The organism is Thermoanaerobaculia bacterium (assembly GCA_035593605.1).
Classification (GTDB): Bacteria; Acidobacteriota; Thermoanaerobaculia; order UBA2201; family DAOSWS01; genus DAOSWS01.
Map to the genome: position 1 here is coordinate 70,050 of DAOSWS010000016.1, position 22,506 is coordinate 92,555.

Here is a 22,506-nt window from a genome sequence, read left to right on the forward strand (position 1 = left end):
TCCTTACCCTCGCAAGGTAATAAAACTTCCCAGAATGCCGCAGAGAAATCCGGCAATCACAATCGCACCGATATAGGGAATGGGGAGAAAGGAGACGGCCAGAAAGTTCCAAAGGATGGAAAAATTGGCCTGAACCTGATGGAGGATGACATGGTAGGCCACAAAAAGCAGGAGGAGCGAAAACAGTCCACCTCCGATACCCAGAAGAATTCCCTGCATCATAAAGGGACCCCTGATATAGGAGGGGGTCGCACCCACAAGCCATAAAATACGAATCTCATCTTCATGGACCAGCGTAGCCATACGCACAACGTTCGTTACGGTCACCACAGCCCCGACACCCAGCAGAAGACCGAAAAAGATTCCGACAAAACGCAGGAACATCACCATGGAATTGAGCTTTTTCAACCAGGTCACGTCGTATTGAACATCGGAAACCGATTCATTCAGATTGAGCCGGCTGATAAGGCCCTGCACCTCAATTTCCGCACCGGGCTTCAGAAGAACGACAGTATAGGCCGAAAAGGGGTTCTCTCCCACCAGATCCACGACCTTTTCAAGGGAGGGAAAGGTGGATCGAAAGTTATCCAGGGCCTGGCTCTCGTCCACGAAGGTGTGGGACAGAACTTCGGCTGAACCTTTGAGAAGCGTGTCCACCTTTTCAATATCCTCTTCACCGGCATCTGCGGTATAGTAAACGGTCAGCCGCTGCTGGTTCCGCCACTGAGATTCCAGACCGCTCAGGTTCTCTGTAACCAGGAAGAAAAGACCCGCCACAAAGAGCGTAAGAGCAACAACACCAATGGCCAGAAGAGAAATCCGACGATGGAAAAGTAAAATTTTCAGACCTTCCCGGATAAAGTACAGCACCTGCCTCACGAGGCAGCCTCCTCGCGGCTGTCAAAGGTAACCCTTCCATGTTCAAGGCGGACGGTACGTTTCCGCATCTGTTCCACCATGAGAAGATTGTGCGTAGCCACGATGACCGTGGTCCCTCTGAAATTTAGCTTCTCAAAGAGAGCGATGATGTCCCGGGCCATATCGGGATCCAGGTTTCCGGTGGGCTCGTCCGCAATCAGAAGAGAGGGGTGGTTAATGAGAGCTCTGGCGATGGACACTCTCTGCTGCTCTCCACCGGACAGCTGGTTGGGAAGTGCATTCATCCGGTGGTGAAGACCCACCAGCTTGAGGATCTGGTAGGCTTTTCGCCTTTGCTCGGAATAGGGAACACCCAGAACATTCAGAATGAAGGCGATATTTTCGAACACGGTTTTCCGCTGGATAAGCTTAAAATCCTGGAAGACAACGCCAATGGTCCTTCGAAGGTAAGGTACTTTTGATTCCGGGAGAGCCGTCACGTTTCGGCCATTTACAAGGATCTGACCGGAAGAGGGGATATCGCCTCTGAAAATCAGACGAAGGAGGGTTGACTTGCCTGCCCCGGAAGGACCGGTAATAAAGACAAATTCCCCCTTGTCAATTTGGAGGTTGACATCGGTCAACGCCCGGATCCCCGGGGGGTAGTGTTTCGTCACATGGTACATCTGGATCATTCGCTTCGTCCTCCCAGGAGGCCAGAATTTCTCTGGCCCGGGTTCGTTTCCGTATATACACTACAATGAAAAAGACAGTGAGAGCAAGCCACAGGAATGAAGATGAGGTAATAAGGGGGAGGTAAACATAACTCCATCGGACTCTTCGCTTCATCGTGGAATCCAGGCCCGGAATATTCAATCCTGCAACATCCATAAGGATCGTATCGAAATTCTTTCCTCTCCTGACTTCGGACAAAAGGGTACGAATCCCTTCCATTCCGACCCTCCGGATCATCACATGAACAGCCAGGTACGATTTGGCGTACGCCTGGGTAACTGCACTTCCTTCGGATGGAAAGGTGTGATTCAGGGAGATCAGGGACGGCCCCCCCTCCACGGAAACGACCACCCGGGACCACAGGGCGGTCGATTCTCCGGCAAGGTACATGGCCAGGCCTTCCTGAAACCATCGGGGCAGATCGTTGTGACCCGATGCATTCCAGATTATTGCATGGGCCAGTTCATGGGTGAAGACTTCCGGAACGTCTTCCATTTTGCGGATACGCAGGGTAATACGGCCCGGAGAAGCCCACCCGGCAGCCCAGTCCGGCAGATCCCCCTGATCGGGCGGAATCAGATAGACGGCATATCCCCGGGGGAGCGGGACTCCCAGACTCTGCTCCATTGATTTCAAACGCTCCTCTCCTGCAGTACGGATCCAGGATTCAAAATCCTCGTACCCCTTTGGAGCATGTACAACAAAGGGGGAGGTTTGAAGAAAGATCAGGAGAGTTAGAAATTTCAGCATTCAATCCTCATGTCCAGTTTGATCTGCCCGCAATTTCAATACCGAACAGATATCCATCCTCCCATTCTATGATATAAACGGAGATATGCCTATCTACGAGTCCAGAGAAGGAACAGCCCGGATTCGCATCTTTCTTCCGGAACAGGAATCGGAGATCTGTCCCTTTCTACCCAGGCAGATCCATGGTGCCCGCGTACACCATGTGGTTGATTCAGAGGGCCCCATTCCGGAAGCCGATGCGGTCTGGACCGATCGCACGGACATCTGGATCGGCGTCAAGACTGCGGACTGTATTCCCCTTCTCTTCTGGAACAACCACGGTGTGGGTGCCGTCCATGCAGGATGGCGGGGACTCGTCGCCGGCGTGATCCCCTCTTTTCTGAGAGCGGTGGAAAACCGGGAAGGTCTTCGTGTCCTGATCGGCCCCTGTATCGGATCCTGCTGCTACGAAGTGGGAGATGACGTAGCCCACCATTTCCCATCTTTTATGAAGGGGCCGTTTCTGGACCTGAGAGCCTGCGCCGTGCAGCAGCTGATCGAATCGGGAATAGGCGCCGACGGGATCACCCATCTGCCCTGGTGCACCCAATGTTCGGTTCGTAAGCTTCCCAGTTATCGTCGCGAAGGCGAGAACGCATCCCGGATCATTTCGGCTATCGTCCAGTTGCCATAATACGGAAAATTGCGTATTGTATAGATATCAATGGAGGGCTTATGAGAACCAGGAATCTCCTTATAATATCCATTCTGCTCGGCTCCGCCATAATGTTTGCTCAGGTCAACCCGGACAGTTCCCGCATTATTGGAGAAACCATCGATCAGGTCGGAAGGCCCCTTTCCGGGGTTACCGTCTCCTTTACTCATAACCCAACGGGAAAGATCTTTATCACCACCTCCAACACAGAGGGCGAGTTCCTCGTCGACTTTATGCCGGCCGGTATGTACACGGCCTCCGCCTCTCTGGAGAACTATCTGGCAACGGAATCGGATTTCGAACTGGTGTTGGGCCAGGAACTCCCGTTGACCCTCATCCTCGTGGAAGAGGGATTTGTGGAAGAGGTCAGCGTTCGCTCGTCGATCCCCCCCATCCCCTCCACAACGACTGACTCCGTGACCCACATTCCCACGGACATACTGGCTTCTCTTCCGCTCAACGGAAGGGACTTTTCCGACCTCGTGGCCTTAGCTCCCCAGGTGGTCAGCGATTCAGAGGAACGGATCCACATCGGCGGAGGCCGGGGCATTTTTACCTCTTACTTTCTGGACGGCGTGGATAACAACAGCTCTTTCTTTGGCGAGGAGCGGGGCGGGACCCTTCCTCCTTTCACGCTCTCCCAGACCGCCGTGGCCGAGTTCCAGATTTCCCAGGTCCCCTTTTCCGTTCAGTATGGAGGTGCCGCGGGCGGCATTGTAAACGCTGTAACCCGGAGCGGTTCCTCCACCCTCATGGGTGACGTCTTTCTCTATTTCAAAAACGATGCTCTGGTTGGAAAAGACGCGGCGGACCGCGAACCCGAGGATTTCGAGCAGACCCAGTACGGATTGACCCTGGGCGGTCCCTTCAGCCCGACCTGGTTTTACTTTCTGAGTGCCGACATCCAGGACTATTCCCATCCGACCTTCCGGGAATGGGACGACCCCACCGGGGCTCTGAACAACCCCGACAACATCGCATATCTGAGCCAATTCCTCAACCTGGACAGGGAAACGGGAACGATCAACCAGACCAACGACGAAGAAGCGTTTCTGGTAAGAATCGATGGACAGCTTTCTACCGAACATTCACTCTCAGCCCGAATTCAGCGATCCAATCAGGAAGGAATGAACCTGACCGACGATTTCCGCACTACGGGATATTCCAACAACGGAATTGAAAAGGATGATTTCTGGTCCTTTGCCTTTCACCTGACTTCGGTTCTCGGACAGGGTACGGCAAATGAAATCGTATTTCAGTACGCCGATGAAAACCGGCCCAGGGAGGCCACGGTCACCGGCCTGCCCGAAGTTATTATCGGGTCAGGCTATGAGGCAACCTTCGGCCAGAAAAACTATCTCCCCAACAGTGTGGAGGAGAAAATCCTGGAATTCCGGGACAACTTCACCTTTTTCTGGAAGGCCCACACCTTTCGTCTGGGAGCCCGGGGCGTCTGGTCTTCCTTCTCCGACTGGTTTTACCGTTACCAGCAGGGGTCTTACTTTTATGAATCGTGGAATGATTTTTTTTCAGGGGAACCCTCGCAATTTACTCAATCCTTCTCTGACGTGAATGGACTCGTTGAATTTGACTCCACATACATGGCTCTCTACGCTCAGGACACCTACCGCTGGGACCGCTGGACCCTGACCGGCGGGTTACGTTACGAGCGTCAGACCTTTTCCGATCCCGACCTGAAGAACCCCCTTCTACCCCCTGCCAACGAAGCCCCTTCCTTCTCCGATTTTTCCCCCCGTATCTCCTTTGCCTGGGATATCCAGGGAGACGGAACCCGGGTTCTTCGTGGAGGATGGGGTCGGTTCGTTTCCACGACACCGGCCCTTCTTGTCGCCACACCGTACCTCTTTAACGGAGTCACCGTTTCAAGATTCAATGTCGGCGCAGACGATCCGGCCATGCCCGACTTCCCCAATACCCTCCACGACGCGGGGGATCTGGCGGAGGTAACACCCGATGTCTACTACTTCGCCTCCGACTTTGAACAGCCCCGCGTCGATCGGACCGTCCTTGAATACGAGCAGGCACTGGGGCGGCGGTGGACCGTCAGCATCGGTGGACACTATGCCGCCTTCGACCGACTGGAGCGCAAGCAGGACCAGAACCTTACGATCCTCGGAGAAAACCAGTATGACTCCAGGAACCGCCCCAATTCAGATTTCAAGAGAATGGTCGCTTTTGTGTCGGATTCATGGGGCCGATACAGCGCCATCACGGTCCAGGCCCGGTATCGGAGTCCAGATCTCTTCCTTCATGCCCATTACACCTATTCAAAAAGTAAGGACAACGATTCGAATGAGCGCAGTACATCAACCCGGGACCTCTTTCCCGAAGATCAGTATGATCTCTCTTCCTCGTGGGGAAACAGCAGCTTCGACTCTCCCCACCGGGTTGTCGTCTATGGCAGCTGGTCCTTTCATCCCCGATGGGCCCTGAGCGGACAGGCCATCGCCCAGTCGGGATTCCCTTATACGGCTTTGAGCCACGCCGACAGCAACGGGGACGGGTACTATACCGATTTTGCGACCTATGATGGCGTCCACTACGGACGAAACACTTTTCGTCAACCCACGTACAAGACGCTCGACCTCAGACTTTCCTACACCCACCCCCTTGGCCCGGGATCTCTCATGATCATGCTCGATGCCTTCAATCTCTTTGACTGGGCCAACTGGACAACCGACCAGTACGTCTACACCATGAAGGATGCCGAAGGGAACGTCGTTCTCAATCCCACCTTTGGAGATGAAACTCTGCCGGGAGCCCCCCGTCAATTCCAGATCGGCCTCCGATACTCCTTCTGATCGAACCGGTAAACATATCAAACCCAGGATGTCATCCCTGCGGGGGATACGTCCGTCTATGGAGATGTAGCACACAGGAACGAACACCATGGACGCACGCAGGAAATGAAAGGAGATACAGATGAAACACCTCGCCCTCGCAATCGGATGCATCACCCTGACCGCCGCCCTGATGGCACAACCCGGTCCTCAGGGTCCCCAGGGACTCCAGGGACCTCACGGTCAATGGTGGACCCTTCCCCAGGTCCAGGAAGCCCTGAACCTCTCCCAGGAACAGATTGACGCCCTGACCACCCTTCACACCGCACACGCCGAGAAGATGATCGATCTTCGGGCCAATCTTGAAAAGCTCCGTCTCAAAATGGACCAGGCCCTTCAGAAAGATCCCTTCGTCGAGTCCGAAGCCCTGAGGCTGGCCGACGAAATCAACCGGGCACGATCGGTCATGGAGTCCGCACGCACGGAGATGCTGATCAAGTCCCGCGCCATCCTTACGCTGGAACAGTGGAACCAGATGAAAGCCCATCGGGCGGATCGAAAGGAAAAGAGACAGGACCGAAGGGAAGAATTCCGGGAAGAACGGGGGAACCGGGACCGGGACTTCCGCGGAGACCGGGGATTCCGTCGATAATTCCACCACCCTCTGGTGATTCACACCTTGCGCCGGGGCCATGCCCCGGCTGTTTTTTATCTGCCCGATTTCTCTTGTCCATCCCGCCCGCTTATGAAACAATGCAGCATGAGGGGGTGATCATGATTGACGTTACCTTTTCCGATACCACAGAGATCCGTATGGGGTCCCCGTTCAACATTTGCCGGATTTCCATTTCCGGCCCCTGGGTTCCTGACCTGCCTGAGACGGACTGGCAGGATCTGAAGGCTCTCCGTGAGGACGGTGAGGCTCTGGCCCTGGTTCGATGGGATACGCCCGGAAACGTGCCGGGATTCAGGATTTACCTGCTCAACCGTGAGTCCGAGACGGTCACGGTCAGCGAAAGGTTCCCCGGATGCTGTCAGGAGCTTACGTGGATGGACAATATCACACTGACCTGGCAGGCTTTCCCGGATCTTCAGGGATCCTGGAACAGCCGTATCGAATCGCAGGAGAATCCTGAATATTGAATCGAAAAACAGAAAACAAATCGATTTTACGCAGGAATCGTTGTAACCAACAATTGACAAATCCGGGGAAATAGCGGATTGTAGTATCAGTGAAGGGATGTTGCTTTCTCCATTCCTGGAGGGAAAATGAAACAATCTATCCTGCTGGCGCTATTGTCCATTCTGTCCATCCCACTCCTTTCATCGGGATTATACGCAGGAGAAACCCCAACTTCCCTCTCCGGGATCTCTCTTTCCCAATCGAATGAAAGTCTTGATACCTGGTGGAATGAGGTTCAGGGGAACCTTTCAGAGGAAGAGTATTCCATCTCCTGGCAGGAGGAAACCTCCCTGCCGGAATCACCTGGGATCTGGCAGGCCCCCAATCGAGCCCAGAACCTCCGTGTCTTTTTTTCGAATCGCGGTTATCAGATCGTTCCCAGGGAAGAAACCCCTCCCTCCTGGATGTGGGGATTAAGTATTGAAACGTGGGGAAGAGTCAGTTCCGTCCGGCCTGTCGAAGGCGAAAACGCCGAGGTCAGGGGAAACTCAATCACCTGCTTCCACAGGGACCTGAGGGAAACGTTTCAGAACACTCCGGAAGGAATCCAGCATCGCATTTCCATCCCTGTTCAACCCGATCGTCCTTCCTTGGATGGAGACAACCTGGTCATCAATTTTTCCGTCGTCGGGACTCTCCACCCGGAAATCCAGGAAAGGAGCCGAACAGTCGAACTCTCGATTCCGGGAGGAAAAGCTGTTCTTCGTTACACAATTACAGGCGTAACGGATTCCGCCGGCATATCCCTGCCTGCTTATCTGGAGGGACGGACGGAGCACGGTACGCCGATCCTCCGCCTCGTCGTCATGGATCAGGATGCGGAATACCCCATCGAGATCGACGGCCTGACCAATACTTCGGTCTGGAGCGTCAGTGGAGTCAACCCCAATGAATGGCTTGGCTACTCGGTGAAGGTCGCAGGAGACGTCAACGGAGACGGGTACGACGATGTCATCGTGGGAATTCCCCAGCAGAATTCCTGCAGGGGCAAGGTCAATGTCTATTACGGATCTCCCTCGGGACTTTCGACGTCCCCAAACTGGACCACAACCGGAGCCATGGTTGATGCCTATTATGGTTTTTCGGTATCCACGGCCGGGGATGTCAACGGGGACGGGTACAGTGATGTGATCATTGGATCAGCAGAGTATTCCAATGGACAATCCAGAGAAGGTGCCGCCTACGTATTTCATGGATCGTCCTCCGGGCTGGCCACTACACCGGCCTGGATGAAGGAGAGCAACATTGCGGATGCCTATTACGGATTTTCCGTCTCCACCGCCGGGGACATCAACGGGGACGGCTACGGCGACGTGATCGTGGGGGCACCCAGGGTCACTGATTCCACCCAGTGGCAGGGGCAGGTCTGGGTCTATCACGGTTCTTCCTCCGGTCTTTCCACCACACCCGCCTGGACCAAGATGGGTGGGTCGTACATGGTCCAGTACGGGTACTCCGTGTCCACGGCCGGAGACGTGAACGGGGACGGCTATGGTGACGTCGTCATCGGAGGGCCCTTTTATGACTACGACCCGCTCTATTCCAGGGGGAGGGCCTATTTCTACAGGGGCTCAAGCTCAGGTCTGGAAAGTTCGGCAAGCTGGTACATCGAAGGGTACCACCTCCATGGCGAGGTGGGATTTTCCGTATCCACGGCGGGAGACGTGAACGGAGACGGGTACGCTGATCTTCTGATCGGAATTCGCAACCATGGATTCCACGGTGTTGCGGAGGTCTATTTCGGCAGCTCTTCGGGACCCTCTTCCTCGCCCAGCTGGTCTTACTCCTATGGAAATTCATCCTCACTCGGAACGTCCGTATCCACGGCCGGGGATATCAATGGCGATGGTTACGCGGACATTATCGTGGGAGACCCCACGTACGACGGATGGAATGGACGAACGTACGTCTTTACGGGATCGGCGACGGGACCTTCTTCCAATCCTTCCTGGATTAAGATTTCGAACGAAGGCTACGGGTATTTCGGTTTTTCCGTTTCGACGGCCGGCGACACCAATGGAGACGGGTTCAGCGAGATTATAATCGGTGCCTACGGGTGGAATACCAGCGAATACGGTGATGAGGGAATGGCCTTCGTGTACAACGGGGGAAGCAACGGCCTGTCGACTCAGCCTCAATGGGAACAAAACGGAGCGAATGTCTTTTCCCTTTTCGGATTTTCCGTATCCGACGCGGGTGACGTGAACGGGGACGGGTATGGAGATGTCCTGGTCGGGGCACCGGAATATGACAATGGAGAAGCCAATGAAGGCCGCGCCCTCCTCTACCAGGGAACCTCGTCGGGACTCAGTACGACCTACAGCTGGTCCGGTGAAGGGAACCAGGAAAACGCCCGGTTCGGCTATTCGGTCTCCGGCGCAGGGGACACGAATGGAGACGGGTATGGCGACGTGGTCATCGGAGCTCCCGGATATTCTTCCGAGGGCAGTGAAACTGGCCGTGTCTTTATTTATAACGGCACATCCTCGGGTCTGGTCTCAGCCCCCACGTTAGCCATCGATGGCAGCTCTCCCGACGCAATGTTCGGATACTCAGTCTCCGAGGCCGGGGACGTGAACGGCGACGGTATGGGGGATATCCTCGTGGGTTCACCTTATTATGATGGAGGATTGACACAGCGAGGCCTCGTACAGGCCTACGCCGGATCGGCCAACGGGGTGTCTTCCACACCTCTCTGGTCTTCTATTGGAGAGAACAGTTTTGCTTACTTCGGAATCTCTGTAACCGGCGCAGGCGATGTCAACGGAGATGGCTACAGCGATGTTTTGATCGGATCCAGCGGCTTCAGCGGCGGCGAAGTTTCCGAGGGAAAGGCCTATCTCTACCAGGGTTCAGTTTCCGGCCCCTCTTCCGCTCCTGCCTGGACACAGGAATCGAACCAGGCCGATGCCCGATTCGGGATTTCCGTCTCCCGGGCCGGCGATGTGAACGGGGACGGGTTCGGGGACATCCTGATCGGAGCCGATCACTATGAAAACGGCCAATCGGGTGAAGGACGAGCCTTCGCGTACTACGGTTCAGCGCTGGGACTCTCCGGCTCTCCCGCCTGGACAAAGGAATCCAACCTTGTGAATGGAATGTTCGGACAATCGGTATCCACCGCCGGCGACGTGAACGGGGACGGATATTCCGACGTACTGATCGGGATTCCGGGCTACACCAACATTGAAACCGGCGAGGGGAAGGCCGAGCTCTACCTCGGATCCTCTCTGGGACTTGGATCCACGGCCGCATGGAGCATCGAAAGCAACCAGCAGGACGCCGGTCTGGGCTCGGCGGTATCCCTGGCGGGCGATGTGAACGGAGACGGATACTCGGACATTCTGGTCGGTGTGCCCTGGTTTGATGATACCCTGCAGGACGAGGGGCGGGCAGGCGTTTACTACGGGAACTGCTGTTCATCCAAACCCCTTCGGCCCCGTCAGTACCGCAGCGACAACACTGCATCCGTGGCGGTTCTGGGAGCCTCCGACGGCATCAACTCCTTCCGTCTTCTCACCCTCGGACGAAGCCCCTTTGGACGCGGCCGGCTCAAGCTGGAGTGGGACGTGAAACCCTTCGGAACCCCACTCGATGCATCCACAGCGGACCGGGCCCCTTCATGGACCGGGTCGGGAGTGTCCGGGACGACGTTGAACCAGACCGTAAGCGGATTGACGGAAAACACCCTCTATCACTGGCGGACCCGGGTTCTCTATCACCGGGCGACCTATCCCTACCAGGCCCACGGCCCCTGGATGACGATCCCCATGAACGGCAGGGAGGAAGCCGACATCCGCCTGATTATCGATACGGACGGGGACTCGGTACCCGACTCTGCGGACAACTGCCCGGATGATTTCAACCCGTACCAGGAAGACGGGGACAGGGATGGGATCGGAGACGCCTGCGCCGTGACCAATGTTTCGATTGACAAGACCGACCTGGACGATCCCGTTATCCTGGGCGATCCGTTGACCTACCTTCTCACAGTTTCCAACCTGGGCCCTCTCCAGGCCAACCATGTCACGCTCACCGATTTCCTCCCCTCCGATTTCCTGCAGACCTGGACCGATGACGACATCTCCATCGATGAATTCGGGGGCGGTGCCGGGGACCAGGTTCAGTGGGACTACGGGAACGGGTGGATTGAACTGCCGGAGAACTCGGACACCGAACGCCAGCTTCTGGAAGACGCCATTCCTTCGGGCTGGATCGACATGACGGGGAATGTCCTCCTCTACCATATGGAAAATGACTGGAGCGATTCGAGCGGCCAGGGCCACTCCGGGACGGCCGTGGGAGGAACAATCTTTACCTCGTCATCGCAGGTAGGAACGGGGGCGGGGCTCTTCGACGGTGTGGACGACCGGGTGGACTGCTCCTACTTTGACATCGGGAACACCTTCACGATTGCCCTGTGGGTCGATATTGAAAATACGGGTAAAGAACAGGCCCTGGTCGGGAAGCACGACGCCGCGGGTGGAAACCAGGTTCTCATGGGCCTCTACAATGGCGGATACCATGTCCGGATTCGAACAGAGACTTATGAGGATGGCGCGATCCAGTCCGGGTGGCAGTACCTGGCCGTCGTCGGCAATCAGCAGGGTTCCTCCACAAACGTGACGTTCTACCGCAACGGAATTCCGTTGTGGACCCACACCCTGGCCTCCACCGTGGGGGACATCTCCGGCGGTCTGGCCTGGACGCTGGGGCAGGACTGGGACTCCGGCCCCGCCACCAGCGATTTCTTCGACGGTTCCATGGACGAGCTGGCCATCTGGAGCCGGGCACTGAGCCTTGCGGAAATTCAGGAAATCTTTCGTCGGCAGGCCCCCCTTTACGGCTCCTTCTGGTCGACGATCAAGGATATCCAGCAGGACGTCACCCTGCACGATCTCGCATGGGTTCCCTCACAACCTGCATACAAGGAACTCCCGGATAACGAGGAAACGGAGACAGGATATCCCCGGGGAAACCTGGACATGACCGGGAACACCCTCCTCTTCCATTTGAATGAAGCTTCGGGCAATATCGGAGACTCGTCCGGAAACGGGCATGTAGGAATCCCCCGGAACGGGGTGACCTATGGAGCGGAGGGCAAGCTCAACCGGGCCCTGCAGTTCAACGGAACCACTTCCTACGTCGAAACGGAATATGCGGCCGACCTCAACCCTTCCCAGTTCACCCTTTCCCTCTGGGCCATGGTCACGGGAGGCGCGGGGACTTACCGTTCCATCCTGACGTCCCGCGGCACGTACGAGGGATACATGCTCTATGCGGGAACGGATGACGCATGGTCTGCGTGGATTGGAAACGGGAGCGGATGGGTGCAGGTCAAGGGATCTCCCGTCATGGAGAATCGGTGGACCCACCTAGGCGTCACCTACGATGGAACCACACTGAGATTCTTCCAGGACGGAGTCCAGGTAAACCAGGCCACTTCAGCCTTTGACCCGAATCCTTCCTATCCGCTGAGGATCGGGGCCGGGGCCACGGAAGGCGCACCGCAATTCTACCTGCCCGGCCTGGTCGACGAGGTGGCCCTCTTCTCCCATGCCCTCTCTCCCGACGAAATGACGACCCTCTATGAAAGAGGGGCTCTCCGACTCAAAGTTCAGGTTCGAGCCTGCGATGACCCGAACTGTATCGGCGATAAATTCGTCGGACCCGACGGAACAAAGGACACCTGGTACACGGAGCAGGACAATACCGCCCTCAATCCGCCGAAGTTCGCCCTGACCGGACTCTCACCCTCCCGCTATTTTCAGTACCTTGTCCGATTTGAACGTGATGCCATGGGAGCATCTCCGGAGCTGGAGGAAGTCTCCTTCAGGGCAACCGCAGGGTCCGTCATACCGGACCAGGGATCCTGTTCCGGAGTCGATCCACTCACCTGCGACCTCGGCTCGATTCCCTCGGGTGGTTCGGTCCAGGTCACGGTCACCGTTCTCCCCTCTTCAACAGGAACGATTTCCAATTCCGCCGCGGTGAGCATCGGGGAGATTGATTCTCTTCTCACCAACAACACGGATAGCGAAGAGACGCTTGTGCTTTCACCGGACGGGGACTCGGATAATGACGGGGTTCTCAATGGAGAGGACTGCAGCCCCCTGGACGATCAGGTATGGCATATCCCGCAGTATGCGGTCGACGATCTGCTGGCGCTCGGAAACGAACCTACGGTCTTTTCCTGGACAGAACCGGAAGCCACGGGCTGTACGGCTCCGACCTACGATCTCATCCGAAGCACGTCCCCGGACGATTTTTCGGGAGCTTCATGCAAAGAATCGAGCATCTCGATCACGACCGGACAGGATGAAGATCCGGCTCCCGGTCCCGGGATCACCTATTTCTACCTGATTCGCGTAGAGAATCCATGCGGGGAAACCCTGGGAAAGGACTCTACGGATACGCCCCGGACCGGCATCGCATGTCCCTGAGCCCACTCGATCGCTGGGACCTGACTCAGCTCAGGCTTCATTGACTCCCTTCCTCCCCGGGGATACACTACTTTCTTAGCATTGAGCATTGAAAATTCGACGTAATTTACATCCTCATCCATGGATTCACAGGAAGGAAGGCAATATGCAAAAACGCACACTGGGAAAGAGTGGCCTGAAGGTCTCGGCACTCGGACTCGGCTGTATGGGAATGAGCTTCGGATACGGCCCTCCTGCCGACCGGAAGGAGATGATCTCTTTGATCCATAAGGCCTTAGATCGCGGCATTACCTTTTTCGACACGGCCGAGGTCTATGGTCCCTTCACAAACGAAGAACTTGTGGGTGAAGCTCTCGAATCCCACCATGGAAAGGTGGTCATCGCCACCAAGTTCGGATTCAGGCTCGATCCCGATGGGGGGCCGAAATGGGTAGGCCTGGACAGTCGGCCGGCGCACATCCGGGAAGTGGCGGAAGGCTCGCTCCGGAGGCTCAGGGTTGAGGCCATCGATCTCTTCTATCAGCACCGCGTCGATCCCGAAGTCCCCATCGAAGAAGTGGCGGGAACGGTAAAAGACCTGATCGAGGAAGGCAAGGTGAAGCACTTCGGCCTCTCCGAGGCGGGCCCGGAGACGATCCGCCGCGCCCACGCTGTCCAGCCGGTGACGGCGGTCCAGAGCGAATACTCGCTCTGGTGGAGAGAGCCCGAAAAAGACGTCCTGCCCACAATGGAAGAGCTGGGGATTGGATTTGTTCCCTTCAGTCCCCTGGGCAGGGGATTCCTCACCGGAAAGATGGATGAAACAACCTCCTTCACTCCGGGCGATTTCCGCACGACCCTGCCGAGGTTCACCCCGGAGGCCATGAAGGCGAACATGGCCCTGGTCAACCTGCTTGCAACGATAGCCGCCGAGAAGGATGCGACGCCGGCGCAGATCGCCCTGGCCTGGCTTCTGGCCCGGAAGCCCTGGATCGTGCCGATTCCCGGAACCACCCGGCTCACACGCCTGGAAGAAAACATTGAGGCTGCAAACATTGAACTTACGAAGGAGGATCTGAACAGGATCGACACCTTAGCCTCCACGATCACGGTCCAGGGAGACCGCTACCCTTCCAGCCTGCAGACGATGACCAACCGGTGAACCAGGAAGGAAGAGTCACATTCCATAAATCTCTCCAGGCAACCCGCCTGCCCGATAAGGCAGGCAGGAATTGATTCGTGAGAAGACGATCCTTTGACAGTCAGCGAAATTCAGAGTCGTACGGTTTTCCTCTTTCAGGATCCAGGTAAATCCTGGCAGAATAGACAGCCCGTCTGATGATTCGTTATGTAGAGTAAAGTAGAGAACGACAGGAACGAACCAAACCAGATCAGTCGATCTTTTTGTTGAACCTCATCGCCGCCACGAAAAAGATGAGCACTCCAAGGGCGACCATGGCCGAGGCCTCGTCCCACAATTCAAGTATTCCGGATCCCTTGAGGAACAGGCCCTAAATGATGACGAAATAGTATCGCAAGGGGAGAATGTAATCTTTAATTCTTGGGTTAATTCTGGGGATAATTCTCGTGACACAACGCCTATTTCTTTCGAAAGAAACCCTGGCTCACTTCAGGGACACGTAACGGGTACATGTCCCACGTTCGCTTGGCTCTATGTGAAATGATGATTGGGGTGGGTGGCCCGCCTACCCGCTTTCGCTTGCAAAGCTTCAGCGAGGCAAGCGTTTCACAACAATTTTAGCGAAGACAATTCCGCGATACAAAAACTTGTGGAGATTATGGGATAAGTTCTGCAACTTTCTGCTGAATGGTTTGACACCGCATTGACCTGGCAGTAAACTTGATTCATGGGAAGCAATATTCCAAAAGAACCTAGGATAAATAAGTATTGTGTCCCCAGATTTACAATTGTATCTCTACCTTCTGTTACGGATTGTAACAGGGGTAATTAAGGGTATTGAAGTTGCGTCTTGAGAAGAGCCTTATTTTACAAAGGATTTTTTCAATGAGATCTCCCGGTATTAATATTGCATAAAAAATTCGCATGCATTTCAAATTGGATGGGGATTATAATGATGGTTACTGAGGAGGCACCATGAATAAACTATTGCCCATCATTTTATTGCTCATAACTACTTCGCTCATGGCTGGGTGGAAGTGGGAGAAACTGGATATTGAAGTTCCATACACAAACTTGGGGAATGCAAGTACTTATGATCCAGTACGGAAAAAAATTGTGTTGCTTAATGCGACATCTGCAAATCCTGCTGACGCATATGACATGTATCTTTTCGATGGCCGCACTTTTGAGAAAGTTTGTTCGAGACAACCAGATAGTAACTTCTCTTGCAGGTTGTACTCACCAAGTTCTCTTTATTGGGACATGAATCTGCAAGAGCTTGTGACTGGGCAACTATGTGAACAGTTCCCAAGTACGGGTTATTTGATGTCATGGTTATTAAAGGAAGATTCGATGCTCTGCTGGAAACCTTTCACATATGGAATGGGAGTGAATGTAATATTTGATCCTGTTCGCATGAAAGCAGTTTTCTTCTCCTTGAATTTGTCAGAAATATATGAATATGACGGCTCATCCGTTGCAATATATTCGACATCAGTTTCATTCTCGGATTATGCATATCTGACTTATGATGAACTAAGCAGGAAAGTTATTTATTTTGGCTATAGCACTAGTGCAAAAGTAAATCTATGCGAATGGGATGGTCAAACATTTGAGGTAGTAAATCCTAATCCTCCACAGGGATATGATATTGACAATTATTCACCTTACAGCATTGCATACTATCCCGAGCTTGGAGGTTCTGTTGCACTCTATGGAACACAAGGAGCATTACTATACAAAGATAAAAATTGGTATCCCCTTATAAAAGAAAAAACGCCGCTGGGGGGTCTCATTATTTATTACCCCCCTAATAAAAAGATGTACCTTTTCAGCTTATTTGATGGCGTGTATGTTCTGAGACGGGCTCATACGAGACCATTCGAAAGGGAATAGAAAAAAGGAGGGATTGAATGAAATCTCATCATTGGATTTGGCTGCTACTACTATGCTCTTGCTCTCTTATGGCTGATGTATCGGGAATTACTAAAATCTGGGAAAATGCTGACGTTCAGCCAATTTACAAATCAATTGATGAACTTCAAAGCTTTCCTGACACTCAAAAGTGGAATGCTCAGTTTAGATCAGTTTACGGTAACGAATGGCACATTATCATCGACATACGGAGTGGCCGTGTCGCCCATGCATATGGACCCGGAATCCCCCTCGTCCCTGGATCGATGAATGATATGCCCTTTGAAGGGGAAATATCAGAGGAAGAAATACTCAGTAAATCCTATTACTTCATATCAAAGCACGCATCACTCTTTAACATCGATGTTTCTGAGTTAATGCCGACACAAATCTATCCTGTGGATGACAGATGGTTCGTTAAGTTCGATAGAGTTTACAACTCCATCCCAGTAAAAGGAAGCTATTTCTTCTTGAATATAGCCCATGGAAACATAATCAGCTTTGGAACTGCAAGGTGGGGAGATGTGGATATTGCTCTGACTCCAACTCTTCAATCATCCGATGCGACGGTGCATGTTTCAGAATACTTTGAGCAGCATAACTACTATTATGACTTCATTGGAGTTAGTGATACGCCATATCTAATACCTCAATCAAAGAACGGGGATACATCCACCACCTTTAGTAACTCAATTGGTGCTGGATACGATTACATTTTAGTATGGAGGGTGGACATTCAGTCAGAACTTGAGGGTGCATACCGGGTGTACGTCGATGCACATTCCGGCGAAATAAAAAGTGCGATGCCTATTGAATCGAGTAGTACTGTTGGCCGAGCAACAGTCCGAGGTGGAATATTCGATCATCCACATAATTACAAGGAACAAGTATTAATTCCAAACACCAACATTATTAAGCGATATAATTGCTACACATCAGCAGATAACTACGGAGAATGTTGTGCAACGGATATCCCACAAGAGATCCAAATAAATGGATATGAAAATCCAACTGCCACCACATATAGTACTGTTAATGATTTGTATTGCACGATACAGGCTGGATTTTTTCAATATTCTTCATCTGATCCAGATATCGACGAAGGATTTCAAACCCGTCTAAAAGGCCCATATGTATTTATTGAGCAACAAGCATTTATAAGCAGCTCATTGGAATGTTCTCATATTCAATCTGAGACAGGTGATCGAGCTTGTCCTTGCCAATATGATTGTAATGGTTCGCTGAGTTATCCAAGGAATTATAACTATGTTTGTTCAAATCCAGTCTCAGATCCAATAGTCAAAGATGTCCTGTTTTATAGCAGTGAAGGTGATAATAGCTGTAACTGGACACCCAACAATATTGTTATTTATGAGGATGATTCAGATGATGCAGCATATTATCTCCCGACCGATGGTCCATACTGTGGAGATAATCCAGCCGCAATTACATCATTTTGGCATGGCTCCTATTTTAAAACATTTTGGCGATCAGAAATGTACAGACAGCACAGGCGTCCATTTGATTATGCTAAGAGAGCAATTACAAACTGTTCAAGCCCTATAGGATCTGACAAGAGTCTACTTGAATGGTTAACATTGCCAACAAAAATCCAAGTCAATATAAAAGTATGCGGTATTGGAACATCTGGCAACGAAGATGGTGGCTTTTTTATCCCAGATGATGAGTCAAACCCTAATGAGAATAATGAAACACTATGCCTCACAAGAGGAAAATACCAAAATAACGCTGGTGAAATCCCAGGTTTGATCTATCATGAATTTGGACATGGCTTAGACATACATGATCCAATAGACCCATACGATGAAGCTGTTAGCCAACATTCTTCGGAAGATTATGCCGATATAGTTGCAGCAATAATGACTAGAGACTCATGCATAGCTGATGGCATCGCAAATGAAAAATGTGACGGCTTCGGTAACCCATGTTCTTATTGTTTCGGTATACGTGACATCGATCCTGCTATGCACGATAATTCGACTGTAGTGTATACGCCAGATGAATTTATTAAAAACTTCTGTGAATTTGTAGATCTTCCACCGTTCGGCCCTTGTGGCAAACAAGGGCATTGTGAATCCCAAATCTCCACAATGGCCCTATGGGATTTCTTTAAAGAACTGACAGATGACGATAATGATGATGCATCTCATATGAGCGAAGACGATGCATGGAATTTAATAGAACGACTATTCGCCAGGGCTATTCCAGGACTAGGACCAACATTCTTTGCCTGTAATTCAACAAGTTACGATTCTGACGGTTGTGATCCTTGGTCACTTTTTATGCGGTTATTATTTGTGGATGAAGATAGTGATGAGGATATTTCAAATGGCACATACCATAGTGATGCTTTATTCAATGCATTCAATGTACATGAAATTGCTTGTGCAGGTGTATTCAATAATAATAATCCACCAGCAACTATAATTTCAGCCCCCACACTATCTGTTGCAGAAACAGCTGACACTACGGTCCATCTAATTTGGGATTATGTAGAGGGTGCTCAAGAATTTGACGTCATGAGAAATGATTTAAACTCTGAAACCGCTTTCTTTAGAGTTGCAACAGTCAACGCAACCGAATACTTTGACGAGAACGTGTATAACGGGGAAACCTACTGGTATAAAGTCGTTCCATACGCCGTAGGTTCTTCATTCCGAGAAGGAGTATCCAATACTGTTTCTGCGACCGTTGGCGGAAACCTTGCTATTTACCCAGATTTATCAGACTATGACGATGAAATAATATTTGTAAAAGAGCAGTACAAAAGGTTCCCATTCGCTGCGCATGGAGGCTATGGGATTTATACGTGGACAGAACTTACCGGCAATATTCCTACATGGCTTACATTGGATGCAAATACCGGAATACTGTCTGGGACGCCTCCTTCTACGGCAAGTGGATCTATCAACATCACCATTAAAGCAACAGATACTAACGACACATCTATAGTAGGCACTCGAAGCTATGTAATTAAAATTCTTACCGGAGATCCCGATAATCTATACTTACAGTCCTACCTGCCACCTGCACGTGCAGCACGCAATTATAGCCACTACCTGGATATGCAAGGGGGCAATCAATTCTATCGTGTCGAGATTATAGAAGGACAGCTCCCAACCGGACTCTATCTTCAGAATGACGAAAGAGTCCTACCCCCCCGCTGGAGAATCGTGGGGGCCCCAACATTTGAAACCATTGGCGTCCATCCCCTGACATTCAGAATCACGTCCACTTCCCAAACAGTATTTCCACACCCAATCGTACTGGACCAAACCTTATATCTCGCCGTCATCAACAACGGAGAATCAACAGATAACGTTAAAACACTTGTCACAGACAAGGGTTCTGTTGGAGGCGGATCGCCATTTACTATCTATCGCTACTCAAACACCCCAGTAACTTTGACTTCAACGGAATTACGATTCATCAATGAAAATGACGACTGTGATTCTCCAACAGCCTACGTCACAGTAGGTGCGGAGAATATCACTAGATCACAACTTTTCCCCCGGATTGGTACGGATGAAGTCGGACCGCCATGGGTCTACCTCTATGAGGCAACGACACCAATAATTACTGAAGGGAACTACAAGGTAAAGCTAGCAAGGCAACTAGATGGCATTGGCACTTGCGCCAACAATACGTACTCCGCCCGCGCTTACGGTGCGGTGAGTAATATGAGAGATTACAACCTTTCTATTCTTGACACATACACCCAGGATCTTCTCTCGACGACGCCGACAGTTGCTCTCGATTCCTCCTTCGGCCCCGCTGGCTTAGATTTCAGCAAAGGTACCGCGATGGCCAGGTACCTGTTCTTAACCGATCAGAATAGCGGCGATGCGGGAGTAATAGATATGGGGATTTTATCTTTTCTGGGAATGATCGATGCCCATGAAGGCAGTCCGCGCTATCGGGAAAGCGATATCGCAGTAGATCCCACAAATGATTACGCCTTTGTTACGCATCTCACAATGGGCTATCCTACAGGTCTTCCCGAACCTCCCGATCCGATTAGCGGCGGCGTGACAGTCCTGGATCTAACAGGCGAGTCTTGCGAAGCAGGAGAATCCTGGTGCCCGTATGACGCAGATGCAGACCTTGACCCCTCGACTGACTCTCCTGGAGCGCCTGCTGGAATCACAAGGTTATACACTGAGACCGATCTATTGTTGCCGCTCAATATAGAAATCCTCGATCTTGGACGACCAACATTTGACAACTATAGTGAGGGGGAAAAATATCCGGGATACTATGCGTTTATTTCTGGTGTGGGTGAGCTTGCGGTCAACTGTCTGGATTCGAAATGCGAAAAGTATGAGTTGTTACCGAGGCCAGCAAGGTTGGGAATCCTAGACTTGAATCCGCAACAATGTAAAAAAGTCGGGAGCGATCCCTGCGGTGAATTAGTCACAAATTGGGACTATTGGGAATACTCCAAGAAGATCTTAGGTCCGATTACTTTGAGCAACGATGCAGGCTCCGGTCTCGGGAATATCAACCAGGGACTCAGCTTCGCAGTTGATAAGATGAGCGATCCGCTCCAGGCGACGGTGTATGCGGTTAATCAGGAGGAGAACCGGATCTACATGATTGATTATGTCCGCGATCCTGATACCTTATCCACTGTCTGGGTATTGAGAGATACGTATCTTGTAACGGGAAACAAGCCATCTGACGTGAGCATTAATACGATCAATGATAACGGGGTGATACGCACATTAGCGTATGTCACTAATATAGAGGATGGGACTGTTTCTGCCATTGACACCGCCACCGGTGGCCAGGCGTACCCGGACTTGGTGCTGCCCTTAAGGACGCAGAGCTATTATGCAGCTCCTACTGCTTTGGATACCCATGTGAAAGACGGTGCGGGGTATGGATACACAGCGAATACCGATGATGACACTGTGACAGTGTTCAACCTGGTGGGTAATACCTTTGTGAGGAACCTGGCCGTGGGAGATTATCCGCTGAGGATTAAGATCCAGCCAGACATCGACGCTGCTCTTGTGTTTACCACAGTTCTCACCACTCTGTCTTATGCAAGCCCGACAGATTTTACTACCCCCTCCAAGCAGCCTTCGCTTATCCGCGACTGGGAACGAGTGCATGAACTTCAGGAGACAAGCTCTAACTCCACGGCAGTGCTCTCGAACATCGATAATTTCCAGAACAGCGTTGACAAATGGATCACTGATGAAGAAGTGAAAGCAGAAGTCACGCAGGGTGTACAGTTGTACAGGACTGTTTATCTGATGAACCTTCCATAATCTCTGACCCTGTTCAGAGCTCACCACCATGGCATAAGGGGAGGGTAACACCTCCCCTTGTTTGTTGGTATTGCTATCGAACTAGGGGATTTGTATATTGCGTGGGCATTTCCGACTTTTTAGATGCCGTGATGGCGGGGCGGATGGGATGAGTTTCGCAACTTTTTACTCTCCCAGGAGGACAATCTACCCCGTCATCATGTTTCTTCCTCTCTTTATACTCTGTCCGCAAGCATCTGAAATCACATGGCTTCCACCTCGTTTTCCATGGTTTTCTCGACGTCAAACACCTTAATATACTCTTCGGCAGGTTGACCACTGGTTGTGAAATCTGTGCTACGATCAGCCTAATGGGCTCTAAAACACTAACACAGAAAGTGGATCAGTTTTGGGGGAACGGGCCAATCATGTGCGCAAGTCATATTACTTAGTTCTGATCTATTTTTTTTGATTCATCCAGTTTGGCTGCACTACTACAAGGGCTGCTCCTCCAAAAAGAGAGCCATCATTTAAGTTTCCATGATATGGGATGATCATAAACTTGTCATTCCTTTGATCAAATTCTCCCACTGTGATTTTCTCCTTCATTTTTTGTAATACGAGTTTTTTATCTGCTTTAACTTCGACGTATTTTCCAATAAAGTGACAGGCGTTCCCTGAAGTGGACCCCGTGAGTGGGACCACGGTTCCCAGAAAATAACGTGTAGCAAC

Annotated in this window: 12 protein-coding genes; 8 read left to right on the forward strand and 4 right to left on the reverse strand. The window is 51.9% G+C overall.

Annotated elements, in window-relative coordinates:
• Positions 1–3 precede the first annotated feature (3 nt).
• From PLD04_09395 to PLD04_09405, 3 genes are read right to left on the reverse strand one after another with little or no spacing between them, the layout of a single operon-like run.
• The gene (locus PLD04_09395) at positions 4–879 is read right to left on the reverse strand and encodes a permease-like cell division protein FtsX (protein HXK68545.1); all 876 of its coding nucleotides are present in this window, start codon (positions 877–879) and stop codon (positions 4–6) included.
• Positions 876–1,553, reverse strand: coding sequence for a cell division ATP-binding protein FtsE (ftsE, locus tag PLD04_09400; protein HXK68546.1), 678 nt, complete (start codon positions 1,551–1,553; stop codon positions 876–878). The genes PLD04_09395 and ftsE overlap by 4 nt, the downstream gene beginning before the upstream one ends.
• Complete coding sequence (locus PLD04_09405; protein HXK68547.1) at positions 1,477–2,343, reverse strand: peptidase MA family metallohydrolase; 867 nt, start codon at positions 2,341–2,343, stop codon at positions 1,477–1,479. The genes ftsE and PLD04_09405 overlap by 77 nt, the downstream gene beginning before the upstream one ends.
• 85 nt (positions 2,344–2,428) lie before the next feature.
• Here PLD04_09405 and PLD04_09410 point away from each other — a divergent pair, with 85 nt between their 5' ends.
• From PLD04_09410 to PLD04_09445, 8 genes are all read left to right on the forward strand, one after another.
• Positions 2,429–3,016 (forward strand): polyphenol oxidase family protein, encoded by a 588-nt coding sequence (locus PLD04_09410; protein ID HXK68548.1) that lies wholly within the window; start codon positions 2,429–2,431, stop codon positions 3,014–3,016.
• 41 nt (positions 3,017–3,057) lie between these two features.
• Positions 3,058–5,859, forward strand: a complete 2,802-nt coding sequence (locus PLD04_09415) for a carboxypeptidase regulatory-like domain-containing protein (protein HXK68549.1) — start codon at positions 3,058–3,060, stop codon at positions 5,857–5,859.
• Between the two features lie 121 nt (positions 5,860–5,980).
• A complete protein-coding gene (locus PLD04_09420) occupies positions 5,981–6,490 on the forward strand; it encodes a periplasmic heavy metal sensor (GenBank protein ID HXK68550.1) in 510 nt (169 codons plus the stop codon).
• A 122-nt stretch (positions 6,491–6,612) separates the two neighbouring features.
• On the forward strand, positions 6,613–6,981 hold the full coding sequence (locus PLD04_09425) for a hypothetical protein (protein HXK68551.1): 369 nt from the start codon (positions 6,613–6,615) through the stop codon (positions 6,979–6,981).
• Positions 6,982–7,107: 126 nt separating this feature from the next.
• Positions 7,108–13,464 carry an FG-GAP-like repeat-containing protein gene (locus PLD04_09430; GenBank protein ID HXK68552.1) on the forward strand — a complete coding sequence of 2,119 codons (6,357 nt, stop codon included), beginning with the start codon at positions 7,108–7,110 and terminating at the stop codon, positions 13,462–13,464.
• Positions 13,465–13,609: 145 nt separating this feature from the next.
• Positions 13,610–14,605, forward strand: a complete 996-nt coding sequence (locus tag PLD04_09435) for an aldo/keto reductase (GenBank protein ID HXK68553.1) — start codon at positions 13,610–13,612, stop codon at positions 14,603–14,605.
• Positions 14,606–15,559: 954 nt separating this feature from the next.
• Entirely contained in the window at positions 15,560–16,480 is a 921-nt protein-coding gene (locus PLD04_09440; protein HXK68554.1) for a hypothetical protein, read from the forward strand.
• 68 nt (positions 16,481–16,548) lie between these two features.
• Positions 16,549–21,795, forward strand: a complete 5,247-nt coding sequence (locus PLD04_09445; protein ID HXK68555.1) for a putative Ig domain-containing protein — start codon at positions 16,549–16,551, stop codon at positions 21,793–21,795.
• Positions 21,796–22,233: 438 nt separating this feature from the next.
• Here the strand turns inward: PLD04_09445 and PLD04_09450 are convergent.
• Positions 22,234–22,506, reverse strand: a 273-nt coding sequence (locus tag PLD04_09450) for a hypothetical protein (GenBank protein HXK68556.1), incomplete at its 5' end; no start/stop codon positions are given.